The sequence below is a fragment of the Microbacterium xylanilyticum genome (genome assembly GCF_054654695.1).
Genome location: NZ_BAAIEN010000002.1, coordinates 277,153 through 294,381, shown reverse-complemented (window position 1 = coordinate 294,381; position 17,229 = coordinate 277,153). Strand labels below are relative to the sequence as shown.

Sequence of the window (17,229 nt, the reverse complement as noted above, 5' to 3'; positions counted from 1 at the left end):
CGTACAAGGTAACGATCCTGCATCACTGAGTCTGGGAGGTCCCCGAGCATCGACGGATTCGACTATGTTTTTGGACCCGATTCTCAGGTTGGGCGTTCTGGGCTTTCAGGATCCGATAATCGTCGTGCGCTGAGGCCGGCGTTGCGATGTCGGCACCCGGGGCTAACGTGGCCGCATGGTGACACTCCGGCCATGACAGGACGAGGATCGTCCGCTGCTCGACGCCTTCAACACGCCTGAGATGACAGCGCACCTCGTCGCGTCGGAGAGCGTCGAAGAGCTCGATCGGCGGCACCTCCGCTATCTGAAGGACGACCTGCCCGGGCGGATGCTCGTGATCACGGACGGATCCGCGCCCGTCGGCACGATCGGCTACTGGGAGGTTCAGGAGGCAACCGGCGAAGTCGCCTGGGAGACGGGCTGGAGCGTGCTCCCGCAGCACCAGGGCCACGGCTACGCCGGCCAGGCGCTGCAGGAGCTGCTCACGGTCGTCCGCGCCGAAGGACGGCACAGCGAGATCCACGCATATCCCTCGATCGACAATGCGCCCTCGAACGCGCTCTGCCGTCGCGCCGGGTTCACGCTGCGCGAGACCCGGTCGTTCCCGTTCCGCGGCGGGGAGCTCGTGGTCAACGACTGGGCGCTGACGCTCTGACTCTCCGCCGCGGACGCCGGCTCAGGAGGTGAGCTCGGCCGAGGACGGCATGCGCCCGGCGATCTCCTCGATGAGGTCGTCGCCGAGGCGCGCCTCCTCGAACGGCGCGTCGATCTCGGCGCGATCCAGCAGCTCCGCCATGCGACGGCGACGCTGACGGGTGATGAGCGTGACCACGCGGCCCGCGTTGCCGGCACGACCCGTGCGGCCCGCACGGTGCAGGTACGTCTTGTACTCGTCGGGCGCATCGGCCTGCACGACGAGGTCGATGTCGTCGACGTGGATCCCGCGCGCGGCGACGTCGGTCGCCACGAGCACATTCACCCGACCCGAAGTGAGCTTCTGCAGGTTTCGCGTGCGCTTCGCCTGGTTCAGATCGCCGTGCAGTGAGACCGCGGGGATCCCGGCGTCCTCGAACTGCTCCGCCAGCATCTCCGCGTATGCGCGGGTGCGGGCGAAGACGAGCGTGCGGCCATCGCGGTCGACGAGGGAGGAGAGGACCTCGGCCTTGTCGCGGTGCTCGATCACGAGCACGCGGTGCTCGATCGTGCCGGAGTCCTGGGTCTCGCCCGCGACCTCGAACACAGCCGGATCCACCAGGAACTCGTCGACGAGCGCGGCGACCTCGCGATCCAGCGTCGCCGAGAACAGCAGCTTCTGGCTGGACGCGCCACCGGGCAGCGCCGTGCCGGTGTGGCGCAGGATCCGCTGCACGGGCTCCACGAAGCCGAGCTCGCACATGTGGTCGGCCTCGTCGAGCACGGCGATCCGCACGTCGGAGAGGTCGAGCTTGCCCTGATTGATCAGATCCTCGATGCGGCCGGGGGTGCCGATCACGATGTCGACGCCCTTCTTCAGCGCGCCGACCTGGCGCGCCTGCGGGACGCCGCCGTAGATCTGGGTGGTGAACAGGCCGACGCTGCGCGCGATCGGCTGGATCGTGCGGTCGATCTGCAGGGCGAGCTCACGGGTCGGCGCGAGCACGATCGCCCGCGGCGAGCGCCCGAACTCGCGCTTCTTGCCCTTCTGCGACTGCAGGATGCTCTCCACGAGCGGCGCGCCGAAGGCGATGGTCTTGCCGGATCCGGTGCGTCCGCGGGCGAGCACGTCACGCCCCTCGAGCACGGCGGGGATCGAGGCGGCCTGGATCGGGAACGGCGTCTCGGCGCCCATGTTCCGCAGGATCTCGACGATGTTGGATCCGAGTCCGAGGTCGGCGAACGTCACATCCGCGACCTCGGCGGCCTCGACGGTCTGCGCCGCGAGGCGCTCGTGCACGACGTCCTCGATGGGCTCGTGCTTCGGAGCGCGATCCGTACCGCGGCTCCAGTCGTCGCGGGAGGGACGCTCGGCGCGCCGGTCGTCGCGGCGCGGCCGGTCATCCCGATCGAAGCGAGGACGCTCGGCCCGGTCGTCCCGACGCGGACGGTCATCCCGATCGAAGCGAGGACGCTCGGCCCGGTCGTCCCGACGCGGACGGTCATCCCGATCGAAGCGAGGGCGCTCGGCACGCTCGAAACGGGGGCGCTCGGTCCGCTCATCGCGACGGAAGCGGTCGCTCTGGTGGGCACGGTCATCGCGACGCGGACGCTCGTCGCGGTCGAAACGCGGACGCTCGTCGCGACGGTGCGGGGCGTCGACCCGCCCGGATCCGACGCGGTTGCGGATCGTGCGCGCCTCGTCGCGGCCGGCCCGCTCCTGCGCCGACCAGCGCTGCTTCGGCGCACGCTCGCCCGCGGCGGGCTCGGGGCGGTAGCCGCGGTGGTTCGGGGAACGGCTGCCGGGACGCGGGTCCACGCGCCGGTCGTCGCGCGCCGGACGGGTGTCGCGGTCGTATCCGCGGGCGTCGCGGTCGAAACCGCGCGCGTCGCGGCCGGCGGAAGCGCGGCCGGACTCCCCGTCACGGGCCGGGCGTCCCTGGCGGTGCCGGTCGTGGAAGGAGGTCTTCTTCGCGTAGCGGGGCTCGAAGTTCGCGGCGGGGCGGCCGCCCTTGGGCTTGTGGTTCTTGGGCACGGGGTTCGTCCTTGTCTGGTTCTCGCACGAGAACAGCGCCCCGCCGCCCTCGTGGGGCGCGGGGAAACCCGGGCAGTCGTCGGCCGGGGGCCATTCAGGTGATGGATGTCGCGCCCGACGACGTCCGCCGGGTTCACCATCGGCCCTGGGCCGCTTCCCGGAGGAAGCTCACACACATTCGCACACACCCGCGCACCACCGGGGATCCCGGAGGCCGCGGTCACCCGAAGCCGACGGATCCATCGTACCCGAGCCACCTGGGAAGCACCCCGGCCGCAATCCGCCGACACGGCGCCGCCGGACCGCTCTACGATGGCGGCATGCACACTCCGACCGGCGTCCAGATCCACCTCGACGCGGGCGGCGTCCACGCCCAGATCTCCCAGGTCGGCGCCTCGCTGCGGCACCTCGTCGTCGACGGCACCACCGTCGTCCCGCCCTACGCCGACGACCTCCCCGCTCCCTCCTGCGCGGGCGTGGTGCTGGTGCCCTGGCCCAACCGCATCCGGGACGGCATCTGGATCGACGGGGACGAGACCCGGGCGCTGGCGATCACCGAGCCGAAGTTCCGCAACGCGATCCACGGCCTGCTCCGCTACACGGCGTACGAGATCGCCGAGCAGAGCGACACCACGGTGCTGCTGCGCGCCGACGTGGTGCCGCAGATCGGCTACCCCTACCTGCTCGAGACCAGCGTGCACTACACGCTCACTCCCGACGGCATCACCGTCGCGCACACGATCACCAATCGATCCGGATCCGCCGCGCCCGTCGCGATCGGCACGCATCCGTTCCTCACCCTCTCCGGGGCGGATCCGAAGACGCTGCTCCTGCAGGTCCCTGCCGCGACGTACTTCGAGACCGACGATCGGATGCTGCCGATCGGGGAATCGCCCGTGTCCGAGGGCACCGACCTGCGCACCCCGCACCGCCTCGGCGATCTGCGGCTGGACACCGGGTTCGCCGCGCTCCGCCGGGACGACGACGGGAAGGTGCGCAGCACCCTGTCCGCGCCGGACGGCCGCACGGTCACGCTCTGGCAGGGCGAGGGGCTCGACTTCCTCCAGGCGTTCACCAGCACGGGCTATCCCGGTCAGGAGCTCGTGGTCGCGCTCGAGCCGATGTCCGCGCCCGCCGAGGCCTTCAACTCGGGTCGCGGCCTGCGCCGCCTCGCACCGGACGAGACGTGGTCGGTCGAGTGGGGCGTGACCTTCTCCGGCTGAGCGTCCGGCGGATGGGATACTCTGCTCGGGAATGATCTTTCCGGCATGCGGATAACTCCCGCCGGATCGCGAGGCGAGAGGATCCGCATGGCCGCGGACAGCACAGAACGCGTCAAGTCGGTATCCCGCGTCTTCGATGTGCTCGAGCTCATCGCCGACGCCGGCGGCGATGTCACCATCAGCCAGCTCGCAGCGGCGGCCGACCTGCCGATGACCACGATCCACCGGCTCCTGCGCACCCTGGTGGCCGAAGGATATGCGCGCCAGCTCGCCAACCGCCGCTACGCGCTCGGGCCCAAGCTCGTCCGCCTGGGCGAGGTCGCGAACCGGCAGTTCGGCCAGATGGCGATGCCGCAGCTCAAGTCGCTCGTGGCGCGCCTCGGCGAGACGGCGAACCTCGCCACCATCGACGGCGACAGCGTGGTGTACGTCTCCCAGGCGCCGTCGCCGCACGCGATGCGCATGTTCACCGAAGTGGGCGGCCGTGCCGCGCTGCACTCCACGAGCGTCGGCAAGGCGATCCTCGCCCAGCTCAGCGACGACCAGGTGCGCGAGATCATCGGCCGTGCGGGCATGCCGCACTCCACGGAGCGCTCCCTCAGCACCATCGATGAGCTGCTCGCCGACCTGGCAGTGAGCCGCGAGCGCGGATACGCGGTCGACGACGGCGAGCACGAAGTGGGCGTGCGCTGCTTCGCGATGGCGGTGCCGGACATGCCGGTGCTCACCGCCGTCTCGGTCTCGGGCCCGATGTCGCGCGTCGGCGAGGACTTCGCCGATCAGGCGATCCCGGTGCTCCGCGAGGTCGTGGCGGATATCTCCGCCGCCGCGAACGCGTACTGACCCGAGCGGCGCGCCCGGTCCCGGGACGCGCAAGGCGGCGATCAGCCGCCTGGCCGAATCGTCGCACTTCCCCTCTTGACGGCTTCCTTTCCGCCATCTTAGGCTGTCGATGTTTTCGGAACACGGATTCCGTATATCGGAAACAGCGCGAATCTACTGGCGGTAAGGCCGAGGCGACAACGCCTGACCACACAGCGTTGCGCTCCTCTCAACAAGGAGAAAGACCCCACGCGGAGGCCTTCGGGCCTAGGCTCCGTCTCACAGAGTCGGAGCCGAGCCGCATCGCACACTGTCGCCGGAATCGAGGAGATTCGCATGACCGAGATCGCCGTCACCGTCAATGGAGAACAGCGCCCGCTCGCCGGCACGCCCACGCATGCCACCGCTCTCGACTGGCTGCGCGACGTCGGACTCTCCGGAAGCAAGGAGGGCTGCGCCGAAGGCGAATGCGGCGCCTGCGCGATGCTGCTGGCCACGCCCACCGCCGATGGCGGCACCGCGTGGACGCCCGTCAACGCCTGTCTCGTGCCGGTGTACGCCCTGGACGGCCAGGAAGTCGTCACGGCCGAGGGGCTCGGTTCCCCCGACGACCTGCACCCGGTGCAGGCGAAGCTCGCGGAGGCCGGTGGCTCGCAGTGCGGCTACTGCACCCCCGGCTTCGCGTGCAGCATGGCGGGCGAGTACTACCGCGCCGACCGCACGGCCGTCGCGGACGCTTCGACAGGCTCAGCGACCGACACGGGCTCAGCGACCGACACGGGCTCAGCGACGGACGCTTCGACAGGCTCAGCGACCGACGCGTGTCCGGTGCACGACCGGGAGCACGGGCCGAACGGGTTCGACCTGCACGCCCTGAGCGGCAACCTCTGCCGCTGCACCGGCTACCGTCCGATCCGCGACGCGGCCTACACGCTCGGCTCCCCCGATGCCGACGACCCGCTGCAGCAGCGTCTCGCGCAGCCGGCTCCGCAGCCGGTCGCCACCGACGCGGCGGTCGGCGGGGCGCGCTTCGTGCGCCCCGGGACGTTCGCCGAGGCGCTGCGGATCCTGCACGACGAGAAGGATGCGCTGCTCGTCGCCGGATCCACCGACTGGGGCGTCGAGGTGAACATCCGCGGCCGGCGCGCCCCGCTCGTCGTCGCGATCGAGCAGCTGCCGGAGCTGCGCACGCTCACGATCGGCGACGAGTACGTCGAGATCGGCACCGCGCTGCCCCTGTCCGAGGTGGAGAAGCGCCTGGACGGCCGGATCCCGCTGCTCGCGCAGCTGTTCCCGCAGTTCGCGTCGCGCCTCATCCGCAACCGCGGCACGATCGGCGGCAACCTCGGCACCGGCTCCCCCATCGGCGACACCCCGCCGGCGCTGCTCGCCCTGCGCGCGAGCGTGGTGCTGGCCTCGGTCGACGGGGAGCGTGAGGTCGAGCTGGCCGAGTATTTCACCGGCTACCGGCAGACGGTCAAACGGCCCGACGAGCTGATCAAGGCCGTCCGGATCCCGCTTCCGCTCGCATCCACGACCGCTTTCCACAAGATCGCCAAGCGCCGCTTCGACGACATCTCCAGCGTCGCCGTCGCGTTCGCCCTCGACATCGACGGCGGCGTGGTGACCGGCGCGACCATCGGCCTCGGCGGCGTCGCCGCCACCCCGCTGCGGGCGCGCGCGACCGAGGAGGCGCTGGTCGGCAAGCCCTGGAACATCGCCACCGTGAAGGCCGCCTCCGAGGTCCTGCGCGCGGAGGGCACCCCGATGTCCGATCACCGCGCGAGCAGCGAGTACCGCTCGCACATGCTGGGAACGTCGCTGCTCAAGCTCTACAGTCAGACAGCCCTCGAGGCGAAGGAGGTGCTCAAGGCATGCGATGCACTGAGCGACCGGAGGGAGTCGAAGTGAGCACGCTCGCCGACCGCCCGGAGAACCCCGTCGTCGGCCTGCGGGCCGCGCACGAGAGCGCCGCCCTGCACGTCACCGGCGCAGCCATGTACACCGACGACATCGCCGAGCACACCCGCGGGGTGCTCACCGCCTGGCCGGTGCAGTCCACGAACGCGCACGCCAGGGTCACCGTCGACGTGTCCGGCGCCTACGAGGTGCCCGGCGTGGTGCGCGTGCTCACCGCCGATGACGTGCCGGGCCTCAACGACGCCGGCATCCGCAACGACGAGCCGCTGTTCCCGAGCGAGGCCATGTTCTACGGACACGCCCTGGTGTGGGTGCTCGGCGAGAGCCCGGAGGCCGCACGCCTGGGCGCCGAGCGGGTGACGGTCGAGTACGAGCCGCTGCCTTCGCTCATCACGATCCAGGACGCCCTCGACGCGCAGTCGTTCCAGGGCACCCCGCGCACGGTGCAGCGCGGCGACGCGGCTGCCGGCCTCGCCGGATCCGCCCACGTCTTCGAGGGCGTCACGGAGTTCGGCGGCCAGGAGCACTTCTACCTGGAGACGCACGCGTCGTTCGCGACCCGCGACTCGGAGGGGCAGTACTTCATCCAGTGCTCCACCCAGCACCCCACCGAGACCCAGGATCTGGTCTCGCACGTGCTCGGGATCCCGGCGAACGAGATCACGGTGCAGTGCCTGCGCATGGGCGGCGGCTTCGGCGGCAAGGAGATGCAGCCGCACGGCTTCGCGGCGATCGCGGCCCTCGGCGCCAAGCTCACCGGACGCCCGGTGCGGCTGCGCCTGAACCGCACGCAGGACATCACGATGACCGGCAAACGCCACCCGTTCCACATCGCGTGGAAGGTGGGTTTCGACGAGAACGGCCTGCTGCAGGCGCTCGACGCCACCCTGACCTGCGACGGCGGCTGGTCGATCGACCTGTCCGAGCCGGTGCTGGGCCGCGCGCTCTGCCACCTGGACAACTCGTACTGGATCCCGAACGTGCACGCCTACGGGCAGATCGTGAAGACGAACAAGACCTCGAACACGGCCTACCGCGGCTTCGGCGGGCCGCAGGGCGTCTTCCTCATCGAGGACATCCTGGGCCGGGTGGCACCGAAGCTCGGCATCGATTCGCTCGAGCTGCGCCGACGCAACTTCTACGCACCGGGTCAGACCACGCCCTACGGCCAGCTGGTGAAGGACGCCGGCCGGCTGGAGACGATCTGGGGCCAGCTCTCCGACGAGGCCGACGTCGCCGCACGCCGCGCCGAGATCGCCCGGTTCAACGAGACCAGCCCGCACACCAAGCGCGCCCTCTCGATGACGCCGATCAAGTTCGGCATCTCGTTCAACTTCGCCGCGTTCAACCAGGCCGGCGCCCTCGTGCACGTCTACAAGGACGGCTCGGTGCTCGTCAACCACGGCGGCACCGAGATGGGCCAGGGCCTGCACACGAAGATGCTGCAGGTCGCGGCGACCGCGCTCGGCGTGGAGCTGCACCAGGTGCGCCTCGCCCCGACCCGCACCGACAAGGTGCCGAACACCTCCGCCACCGCGGCGTCGTCCGGCGCCGACCTCAACGGCGGTGCCGTGAAGAACGCGTGCGAGCAGATCCGCGAGCGCCTGACCAAGGTCGCCGGGCGCCTGCTGGACGTCGACGAGCGCGACGTGCGCTTCGGCGGCGGCCGGGTCACCGCGCTCGCCGCGCCCGCGCGCAGCCTGTCCTTCGCCGAGGTCGTGAAGGCCGCGTACTTCCAGCGCGTGCAGCTGTTCGCCGCGGGCTACTACCGCACCGAGGGCCTGCACTGGAACCCGGAGATCATGCAGGGATCCCCGTTCAAGTACTTCGCGTACGGCGCCGCGGCCACCGAGGTCGAGGTGGACGAGTTCACCGGCGCCTACCGGGTGCGTCGCGTCGACATCATCCACGACGTGGGCGACTCCCTGTCCCCGATGCTCGACATCGGCCAGATCGAGGGCGCCTACGTGCAGGGCGTGGGCTGGCTGACCCTGGAGGAGCTGCGCTGGGACACCAGCGACGGCCCGCACCGCGGCCGCCTGCAGACCCAGTCCGCGTCGACGTACAAGCTGCCGAGCTTCTCCGAGATGCCGGAGGAGTTCCACGTGCGGCTGTTCGAGAACGCGCGCGAGGAGGGCGCCGTCTACGGATCCAAGGCCGTGGGCGAACCGCCGTTCATGCTCGCGTTCAGCGCCCGCGAGGCACTGCGCGACGCCGTGGCGGCGTTCGGGCCGGCCGGGCATTCGGTCGACCTGGCCTCGCCGGCGACACCCGAGGCCGTGTTCTGGGCCGTCCGCGCGGCGCAGGAGGCAGGAGCTCCGCAGAGCACCGCCGGCGCGGGTGCTCACGCCCTGGCGGCGGTCGCCGCCGACTGACGATGGACTGGCTGGACGCGCTGCAGGAGCTGCGGTCGCGGCGGATCCCCGCCGTGATCGTGACCCTGGCGACCGTGCGCGGGCACGCCCCGCGCAACGGCGGCGCAAAGATGGTGGTCTCCCCCGACGCCGTGCACGGCACCGTCGGCGGCGGCAACCTCGAGCAGACCGCGATCGAGCAGGCGCGACGGATGCTGTCCGCCGGCACCGCCGAGCCCGAGCTGCTCGCGCTGACGCTCAGCGACAAGGCCGTGACGGAGTACGGCGTGCAGTGCTGCGGAGGAGAGGTCACCATGCTGCTGGAGCCGATCCGGGTCACCCCGGCCGTCGCGGTGTTCGGCCTCGGCCACGTCGGTCTCGAGCTGGCGCGCATCCTCGCCCGCCACGAGCTCGAGCTCACGCTCGTCGACTCCCGCTCCGAGATGCTGGCCGAGGAGCGGATCGGGGTCCCCGGCCGCAGCGGCGTGCTCGGCGACGCGGTCGCCCGGGTGCGCGTGGTGCACGCCCCGGTTCCGGAATCCGCGCTCGCCGGCCTCACCCCCGGTGCGCATGTGCTGGTGATGACGCACGATCACGTCGAGGACCTCGCGATCATCGACCAGGCCCTGCGCACGGAAGGCCTCGGATCCGTCGGCCTGATCGGATCCGCCTCGAAATGGGCGCGGTTCCGCACCAAGCTGCACGAGCTGGGCCAGACCGACGCCGACCTCGCCCGCGTGACGACGCCGATCGGGATCCCCGAGGTCTCCGGCAAGCAGCCCGCCGTGATCGCGGTGAGCGTGGCCGCCCGGATCCTGCAGCTCATCGACGAGGCCGCCGCCGCGGAGTAGCCGCTGGCCACGCGCCTTCTAGGCGTCCAGCGACGCGAGGTAGGCGGCGTTTCCCCGGAGCGCCGCCTCGTAGCGCTGCACCTCCGCGGTCGGGAAGCGGTCGGCCACCACGGTGAGCACCGCACCGAGCGCTGCGCTGGGCCGTCCCATCGCGTGCAGGGTGAGCGCGCGGAACAGGCCGAGCGACTCCGATTCGGGGAAGCGGGCGATGCCCTCGTCGAACGCGGCGAGGCTCTCGTCGAGACGGCCGAGGTTGCGCAGTGTGCTGCCGTACTGCAGGTAGCACTGCCGCAGCCAGCGCCCCTCCAGGCCCGCGGACATCGCGCGGCGGTAGTAGCCCAGCGCGGTCTCCTCCTGGCCATCGGTGTCGTACGCGCCCCCGACCTCGTAGAGCACGCCGGCGTCGTCGGGATGCTCTGCGAGCACCTCGAGGAACGCCGCGATGGTCGGCGCCATGTGCGAGCGGTCGCGGGCGGCGAAGATCGCGTCCAGCCGGGCGCGCAGATCGGGGTCGGTCATGGATCCTCCACGGTCCACGCTAGCTTCGGGTGCCGGACAGAGGGCTCAGCTCAGCACGACCCGCGCGCCGGAGTCGCCGACGGCGAGCGACACCTCGCCGCGGAGGTCTCCCGAGGTCACCGCGAAGTCGCCGGCGAAGGCTCGCAGCGGCACCCGCCCTTCCGCGTCCGTCCGCAGCACGGTCGGCGGCAGCCACCAATCGCCGCGCACCAGGTCGCGCAGCGCGCGGTACGCGGGCTTCTCCGAGCCATCCGGCCGCACCAGCCCGCTCGGCGCGTTCAGCCAGGCCGTGGCGTCGTCGAAGCCCCAGTAGGTGATGGCGGCGACGGCCGGGTGCTCCACGAGGGTCCGGTAGTGCCGCACGATCTCGTCGGCCTGACGCTGCTCGCCCTCGGGCGTGGACGGCCAGGAGTCCACGACGTAGTCGTTGAGGTCGTCGATGTGCGCCGGCATGAGATCGCCCGACACCAGCGAGGTCTCGGTCCAGTGCAGCGGCAGGCCGAACCGCGCGAAGCGCTCGCAGATCTCGTGTACCTGCTCCTCGCCGCGGAAGCCCTGGTGCATGTGTGACTGCAGGCCGATCGCGTCGATCCGCACGCCCGCATCCAGCACCTCGCCGATGAGGCGCTCGTACTCGGGGCCGAGGTCGAAGTCGTTCAGCACCAGCTCCACATCGGGATTGACGGCGCGCGCCTCCTCGACCGCCATCCGGATGAACTCGACCCGGCCGTGCTTCTCGCACAGCCGGGTGATCGCGTTGCGAACCCCGTCCGGCTCGTTCTCGAAACGCGGCATGATCACCGCCTCGTTGACGATGTCCCAGGTGTCGATGACTCCGGCGAAGTCGCGCACCTCGCGGCGGATGCGGTCCCGCAGCGCACGCTCCGCCTCGTCCAGCGGCAGCCGGTCGACCCACGGCGCCTTCACCGTGTGCCAGACGAGCGGATGCCCCTTCAACCGCACGCCGTGGGCGGCGAACTCGCCCGCCCGGCGCATCAGCTCCTGCACCTGCGGCCGACCGCGCTCCGGTTCGTACCGCCCCCAGTAGAGGGTGAGCGTCGCCGCGTCGAAGACGTCGAGCCACTGGCGCAGCATGTCCTCGCCCGGGACGCCGGGCGCCGTGCATCCGAACCGGAGCGCGTGCCGCAGCTGCGACACCGTCACGTCCTGGTTGCGCAGCGGCTGCCCGGCGGCATCGACCAGGAGGAGGCCGGCATCCACCTCCCGGTGACGAGGACGAGCGGAAGGGCGCAGATCGGTCATGCTGTGGACCTCGATGGAGACGGTGACGGTGGGCTGACCCCGCCGATCCGCAGGCCCTGGGGCGACGGGGCCCCTGCAGATTACGGTCGCAAGAAATAAGTTGTCAATACCTACAATTGATGCAACCGTCACCGCCCACCGGGTGATCAGTGCCCGAGCAGCTGCTCCACCGGGCCGCGCACGAAGTACAGCGCGAAGCCGGCCGCGACCACCCACATCAGCCAGTGCACCTTGCGCGCCCGGCCGGAGAGCGCGTTCACCAGCGCCCAGGAGATGAAGCCGACGCCGATGCCGTTCGCGATCGAGTAGGTCAGCGGCATCGTCACGATCGTGAGGAACGCCGGCAGCGCGACGGCGAAGGTGTCGAATCTGATCTCGCGGATCTGCGCCATCATCATCGCGCCGACGACGACGAGCGCGGCGGATCCGACCTCGATCGGGACGACCAGGGTGAGCGGCGTGACGAACATCGACAGCAGGAACAGCGCACCCACCACGAGCGAGGCCAGTCCGGTGCGGGCACCCTCGCCGATGCCGGAGGCGCTGTCCACGTACACCGTGTTCGACGAGGTCGAGGTCACGCCTCCGGCGACGGCGCCGAAGCCCTCGACGACGAACGCGGAGCGCAGGCGCGGGAACGTGCCGTCCTTGTAGGCGAGGCCCGCGTTCTTGGCGAGTCCGGTCATGGTGCCCATGGCGTCGAAGAAGTTCGAGAACACCAGCGTGAAGACGAGCATCGTGGCCGACAGCGCGCCGATCCGGCCGAAGGCGCCGAACAGGTCGAACTGCCCGACCAGCCCGAAGTCCGGCACGGTGATCCACGTGCTCGGCAGCTGCGGGATGGTCATGTGCCAGCCGTTCGGGTCCTTGAAGGAGGGCCCGAGGTGCAGCACCGCCTGCGCGATGAGCGCGACGATGGTGGTCGCGACGATGCCGATCAGGATGCCCCCGGGCACCTTGCGGGCCACGAGGATCGCGATGACGACGACGCCGAGCAGGAAGATCAGCGTGGGGACGGATGTGATCGATCCGCCCTCGCCGAGCTGCACCGGCGGACCGGCGGGGGTGCGGTTCACGAACCCGGAGTCGACGAAGCCGATGAAGGCGATGAAGAGGCCGATGCCGACCGTGATCGCGGCCTTGAGCGCCTGCGGCACGGCCTTGAAGATGGCGGTGCGGATGCCGGTGGCTCCGAACAGCACGATGAGCACGCCGTTGATCACGACGAGCCCCATGGCCTCCTGCCACGTGACCTGGCCGACCACCGACACGGCGAGGAAGGAGTTGATGCCCAGGCCCGCGGCGAGCGCGAACGGGAGCCGCGCGATCACGCCGAACAGGATCGTCATCACCCCGGCGGTGAGCCCGGTGGCGGCGCCGATCTGAGCCGCCTGCAGTGCGTGGCCGGCGACGTCCTTGGCACCGCCGAGGATCAGCGGGTTCAGGATCACGATGTAGGCCATCGTGACGAAGGTGACGATGCCGCCGCGCAGCTCGCGGCCGATCGTGGATCCGCGACGCGTGACCTCGAAGAACCGGTCGACCGCGTTGCGCGGTTCGGCGTCGACGGTGGTGCTGGTGCCGGTCTTCAGCGGCGGCAGGTTCTCCGCGGTGCGGGAGAACGGAGAGCGCTCGGGAGCGCCTTCGGCTTCGGGGGTGGGAGTGTGCGACGTCATTGTCTGCTCCTGATGTTCGGTTCGGTCAGTACTCGATGCGGGTGGTGTTGCGGCTCCACTCGGTGAAGGGCGCGACGCGCTGCTCCGCCGGCAGAGTGATGTCGGTCACGGGCATGATCGCCCGGTCATCCGGTCCGCCCTCGAAATAGCGGTAGAACACCGCGTCATCGAAGCCGGCGTCTGCGGCGTCGTCACGGTTCGCCGCGAAGTAGACGCGATCGATGCGCGCCCACAGCGAGGTGGCGAGGCACATCGGGCACGGCTCGCAGCTGGTGTAGAGCGTGGCACCGGACAGGTCGAATGTGCCGAGCTGCTGGCACGCGTTGCGGATCGCGGTCACCTCGGCGTGCGCCGAGGGGTCGAGATTCGCGGTGACGCGGTTGACGCCTTCGAACACCCGGCCGTCGGCCGAGACGACGATGGCGCCGAACGGACCGCCGGCATTGCGCACGTTGTCCGTCGCGAGGGCGACGGCCCGCGCGAGGTACTCGGCCGGCGTCTTCGCCACGACGTTCGCGGACGCACTGCCGTCCGGGGGCACGGGGGTGCTGGTCATGGAGAGCTTCCTTGCTGTCGTCGCAGTGATACGGCTTCCGGTCGGGCCCCGGAGTCGGGCCGTCCCTCGAGATAAGTACGTCGAACCGCTAGGTTGTCATCCCGCCTTCGGCCGGTGATGCGGCGTCGGGCTGGGGTCGACAGTAACAGCGTTCCCTCCCACGGTCCAGCACTTTTCGGAATCGTCATTCCGTAATGCGGGATCCGTGATTGTCCAACCGCATCTGCGGCGCTATCGTCTTCCTCATGACGCATTTTCGGATTCGTGAAGCCGCGAGCCTGTTGGGGGTCAGCGACGACACGGTGCGCCGCTGGGCAGCCGACGGGATCCTCACCCTCTCCACCGACGCGACCGGTCACCAGGTCGTGCCCGGCGCCGAACTCGCCGAGCGCGCCCAGGCTCTCGCGAGCGAGCCGGATCCGGGCGACGACATGGTGCGCAGCGCGCGCAACCGCTTCGTCGGGCTCGTCACGGCAGTGCGGGTGGAGGGGCTGATGGCGCAGATCGAGCTGCAGAGCGGGCCGCACCGCATCGTGTCGCTGATGAGCGCCGAGGCCGCGGAGGAACTGGGGCTCGAAGTCGGCAGCAAGGCCGTCGCCGTCACGAAGGCGACCATGATGATCATCGAAGCCGAGAGGGCCGGAGCATGACCGGCACCCGTCTGCGGCCGGCGGCCCTCATGGCGGGCGCGCTGGCGCTTCTCGCCCTCACAGCGTGCTCCGGGACGGCTTCCCCGGCGGCGAGCCCCTCGGCCACGCCGACCGGCCGGACGAGCATCGCCGTCCGCTCCGCCCCGCACGGCGAGCTCACCGTGTTCGCCGCCGCCTCGCTGAGCAAGGCGTTCGATGAGATCACCGCCCGGTTCGAGTACGAGAACCCGCAGGTTCATGTGCATCCGATCACCTACGACGGATCATCGACGCTCGCGACGCAGATCATCGCGGGGGCGCCCGTCGACGTGTTCGCCTCGGCCGACCTGAAGAACATGGACAAGGTCATCCAGGCCCGGCTCGCCGGACCGACCGAGGTGTTCACCTCGAACGTGCTGCAGATCGCCGTCGCTCCCGGCAACCCGCACAAGGTGAAGGATCTCTCATCGCTCGCCGATCCCGGCCTCAAGGTCGTGCTGTGCGCTCCCGCGGTACCGTGCGGGAGCGCGGCGAAGACGCTGCTGGACGCCGCAGGTGCCGCCGTGACACCGGTCAGCGAGGAGCAGAACGTCACCGCCGTGCTCGCCAAGGTCAAGGCCGGCGAAGCCGACGCCGGCCTTGTCTACACGACCGACGTCAAGGCGGCCGGATCCGCGGTCGCGGGCATCACCATCCCCGACGCGGACCGGGCCGTGAACAAGTACCCGATCACGGCGCTGAAGGCCTCGAAGAACCCGGATGCGGCACTCGCCTTCCAGGAGTTCGTGCTGTCGGACAAGGGCCAGAAGATCCTCACCGACCTCGGGTTCGGCGGGCGATGACGCAGCGGCGCGGCGAGGGGCTGGCGGCGTGGGTGCTGATCCCGGCACTCATCGCGGTGGCCCTGCTCGTGCTGCCGTTCGTCGCGCTGCTGGGGCGGCTGGACTGGGCGACCGTGCCCGCGGCGATCACGTCGCCCGCCGCGCTGCAGGCGCTCGGGCTCTCGCTGCTCACCGCGACGATCGCCACCGCGGTCTGCGCACTGCTCGGCGTGCCCCTCGCGGTGGCGATCGCCCGCAGCCCCACGTGGCTCGCGGCGGTATTGCGCACCCTGACCACGCTGCCCCTCGTGCTGCCGCCCCTCGTCGGCGGCATCGCGCTGCTCGCGCTGTTCGGACGCACCGGGCTGCTCGGCGGTGCCCTCGGGGCCGCCGGGATCCAGATCCCCTTCACGACGGTCGCCGTGGTGGTCGCGCAGGCGTTCGTGGCGCTGCCGTTCCTGGTGATCTCGATCGAGGGCGCCCTGCGCGCGATCGGCACCGAGCACGAGCACGTGGCCGCCGGTCTCGGCGCGGGCCGATTCACGGTGTTCCGCCGGGTGACCCTGCCGCTCGCCGCCCCGGGGCTCGTCGCCGGCACCGTGCTCTGCTTCGCGCGCGCTCTCGGCGAGTTCGGGGCGACGGCCCTGTTCGCCGGCAACGCGGCGGGAGTCACCCGCACCATGCCGCTGGCGATCTACACCGCCTTCAACGGCGCCGGGGTCGAGGAGGACACCGCCATCGCCCTGTCGCTGATGCTGATCCTCGTCGCCATCGCCGCGCTGGTGCTCGTACGCGGCTGGCGCCCGGGGGCCGTGCGATGAGGGTCGACCTGCACACCCGTCGCGCCGGCTTCGCGCTCTCCGCCGCGTTCGAGGCGGATCCGGGCGAGATCCTGGCCGTGATCGGCCCGAATGGATCCGGCAAGTCCACGCTGCTGAACGCGGTCGCGGGATTCCTGCCCGCTGCAGGGACGGTCGAGGTCGCCGGGCGGGTGCTCGACGCCCCGGCTCTCGGATCCGCCCGACCGACGCATGTGCCGCCGGCGCGACGGCGGGTCGCTCTGCTCGGACAGCGCCCGCTGCTGTTCCCGCATCTGAGCGTGCGCGAGAACGTGGCCTTCGGGCCTCGTGCGCAAGGCGTGTCCCGCGCGGAGGCCCGCCGTCGCGCTTCGCAGCGACTCGAGGAGGTGGGTCTCGGCGGGCTCGCCGCCCGCCGACCGGCGGAGCTCTCCGGCGGGCAGCAGCAGCGCGCCGCGATCGCCCGCGCCCTGGCCTCCGAGCCGGACGCCCTGCTGCTCGACGAGCCGTTCGCGGCGCTCGATGCCCCATCTGCCGCGCAGGCCCGGCGGCTCATCGCCGCGCAGGTGGGCGCCGGTGACCGTCCCATCCCGATCGTGCTCGTCACGCACGACCCCATGGACGCGCTGATCCTGGCCGCGCGCACGCTCGTCCTGCACGACGGCGCCGTGATGCAGGCGGGACCGACCGCCGAGGTGCTCGGCCACCCGCGCTCGGAGTTCGTCGCCGCCCTCGTCGGGGTGAACCGGCTCGAGGCGGTCGGCACGGGCGACGGCGCCGTGCGGGCGGCCGATGGGCTCGCGCTGCGCGGTCACGGCGACGCGACGGGGGCGGGCCAGGCGGCCACGGCCGTGTTCTCGCCCGGATCAGTGCGGGTGGAGGCGGCGTCGGCGGCGGATTCCGCGGCGCCAGCGAACCAGTGGACCGGTCGCGTCGCGCAGCTGGACCCGATTCCCGGCGGGATCCGGCTGCGCACTGCGGAGCACCCCGGGATCGCCGTGGACTGTCCGTCGACGCACGCGGTCGCGCTCGGACTGCACCCCGGGCAGCGTCTGTCCTTCCGCGTCGACGAGACCGACGTCTCGCTCCGCGTCGAAGCGGCCGCTCCCTCGGCGGTCGCCGGTCGCTGA

At 71.1% G+C, this 17,229-nt stretch carries 14 protein-coding genes and 1 pseudogene; 10 read left to right on the top strand and 5 right to left on the bottom strand.

The features are described from left to right. Positions 1-211: 211 nt before the first annotated feature. A pseudogene (locus tag ACYQ1L_RS01895) lies at positions 212-655 on the top strand (GNAT family N-acetyltransferase); the annotation flags it as partial. A gap of 21 nt (positions 656-676) precedes the next feature. Here the strand turns inward: ACYQ1L_RS01895 and ACYQ1L_RS01890 are convergent. Beyond that, positions 677-2,668 carry a DEAD/DEAH box helicase gene (locus ACYQ1L_RS01890; RefSeq protein WP_460002570.1) on the bottom strand — a complete coding sequence of 664 codons (1,992 nt, stop codon included), beginning with the start codon at positions 2,666-2,668 and terminating at the stop codon, positions 677-679. A 320-nt stretch (positions 2,669-2,988) separates the two neighbouring features. Between ACYQ1L_RS01890 and ACYQ1L_RS01885 the strand changes: the two genes are divergently transcribed. From ACYQ1L_RS01885 to xdhC, 5 genes are all read left to right on the top strand, one after another. Further along, positions 2,989-3,891 carry an aldose 1-epimerase family protein gene (locus ACYQ1L_RS01885; protein ID WP_460002569.1) on the top strand — a complete coding sequence of 301 codons (903 nt, stop codon included), beginning with the start codon at positions 2,989-2,991 and terminating at the stop codon, positions 3,889-3,891. A gap of 87 nt (positions 3,892-3,978) precedes the next feature. Then, positions 3,979-4,734: an IclR family transcriptional regulator gene (locus ACYQ1L_RS01880; RefSeq protein ID WP_460002568.1), complete on the top strand. Its 756-nt coding sequence runs from the start codon at positions 3,979-3,981 to the stop codon at positions 4,732-4,734. A 315-nt stretch (positions 4,735-5,049) separates the two neighbouring features. Next, positions 5,050-6,624 carry a xanthine dehydrogenase small subunit gene (locus ACYQ1L_RS01875; RefSeq protein WP_460002567.1) on the top strand — a complete coding sequence of 525 codons (1,575 nt, stop codon included), beginning with the start codon at positions 5,050-5,052 and terminating at the stop codon, positions 6,622-6,624. Then, positions 6,621-9,008 carry a xanthine dehydrogenase molybdopterin binding subunit gene (gene xdhB / locus ACYQ1L_RS01870; protein WP_460002565.1) on the top strand — a complete coding sequence of 796 codons (2,388 nt, stop codon included), beginning with the start codon at positions 6,621-6,623 and terminating at the stop codon, positions 9,006-9,008. The genes ACYQ1L_RS01875 and xdhB overlap by 4 nt, the downstream gene beginning before the upstream one ends. A gap of 2 nt (positions 9,009-9,010) precedes the next feature. Beyond that, entirely contained in the window at positions 9,011-9,838 is an 828-nt protein-coding gene (xdhC, locus tag ACYQ1L_RS01865) for a xanthine dehydrogenase accessory protein XdhC (protein WP_460002564.1), read from the top strand. Between the two features lie 18 nt (positions 9,839-9,856). Here the strand turns inward: xdhC and ACYQ1L_RS01860 are convergent, their stop codons facing one another. The 4 genes from ACYQ1L_RS01860 to ACYQ1L_RS01845 all read right to left on the bottom strand — a co-directional run bounded on the left by ACYQ1L_RS01860 (position 9,857) and on the right by ACYQ1L_RS01845 (position 13,852). Beyond that, on the bottom strand, positions 9,857-10,357 hold the full coding sequence (locus ACYQ1L_RS01860; RefSeq protein WP_460002562.1) for a tetratricopeptide repeat protein: 501 nt from the start codon (positions 10,355-10,357) through the stop codon (positions 9,857-9,859). A 45-nt stretch (positions 10,358-10,402) separates the two neighbouring features. Then, positions 10,403-11,620 carry an endo-1,4-beta-xylanase gene (locus ACYQ1L_RS01855; protein WP_460002560.1) on the bottom strand — a complete coding sequence of 406 codons (1,218 nt, stop codon included), beginning with the start codon at positions 11,618-11,620 and terminating at the stop codon, positions 10,403-10,405. Positions 11,621-11,766: 146 nt separating this feature from the next. Then, a complete protein-coding gene (locus tag ACYQ1L_RS01850) occupies positions 11,767-13,296 on the bottom strand; it encodes an NCS2 family permease (RefSeq protein WP_460002559.1) in 1,530 nt (509 codons plus the stop codon). A 25-nt stretch (positions 13,297-13,321) separates the two neighbouring features. Continuing rightward, entirely contained in the window at positions 13,322-13,852 is a 531-nt protein-coding gene (locus ACYQ1L_RS01845; protein WP_460002558.1) for a nucleoside deaminase, read from the bottom strand. Positions 13,853-14,097: 245 nt separating this feature from the next. On the opposite strand from ACYQ1L_RS01845, the gene ACYQ1L_RS01840 reads away from it, so the two are divergent. From ACYQ1L_RS01840 to ACYQ1L_RS01825, 4 genes are read left to right on the top strand one after another with little or no spacing between them, the layout of a single operon-like run. Beyond that, positions 14,098-14,502, top strand: coding sequence for a TOBE domain-containing protein (locus ACYQ1L_RS01840; protein ID WP_460002556.1), 405 nt, complete (start codon positions 14,098-14,100; stop codon positions 14,500-14,502). Next, the gene (modA, locus tag ACYQ1L_RS01835; RefSeq protein ID WP_460002555.1) at positions 14,499-15,323 is read left to right on the top strand and encodes a molybdate ABC transporter substrate-binding protein; all 825 of its coding nucleotides are present in this window, start codon (positions 14,499-14,501) and stop codon (positions 15,321-15,323) included. The genes ACYQ1L_RS01840 and modA overlap by 4 nt, the downstream gene beginning before the upstream one ends. Continuing rightward, positions 15,320-16,123 (top strand): ABC transporter permease, encoded by an 804-nt coding sequence (locus ACYQ1L_RS01830; RefSeq protein ID WP_460002554.1) that lies wholly within the window; start codon positions 15,320-15,322, stop codon positions 16,121-16,123. The genes modA and ACYQ1L_RS01830 overlap by 4 nt, the downstream gene beginning before the upstream one ends. Beyond that, positions 16,120-17,229 carry a sulfate/molybdate ABC transporter ATP-binding protein gene (locus tag ACYQ1L_RS01825; protein ID WP_460002552.1) on the top strand — a complete coding sequence of 370 codons (1,110 nt, stop codon included), beginning with the start codon at positions 16,120-16,122 and terminating at the stop codon, positions 17,227-17,229. The genes ACYQ1L_RS01830 and ACYQ1L_RS01825 overlap by 4 nt, the downstream gene beginning before the upstream one ends.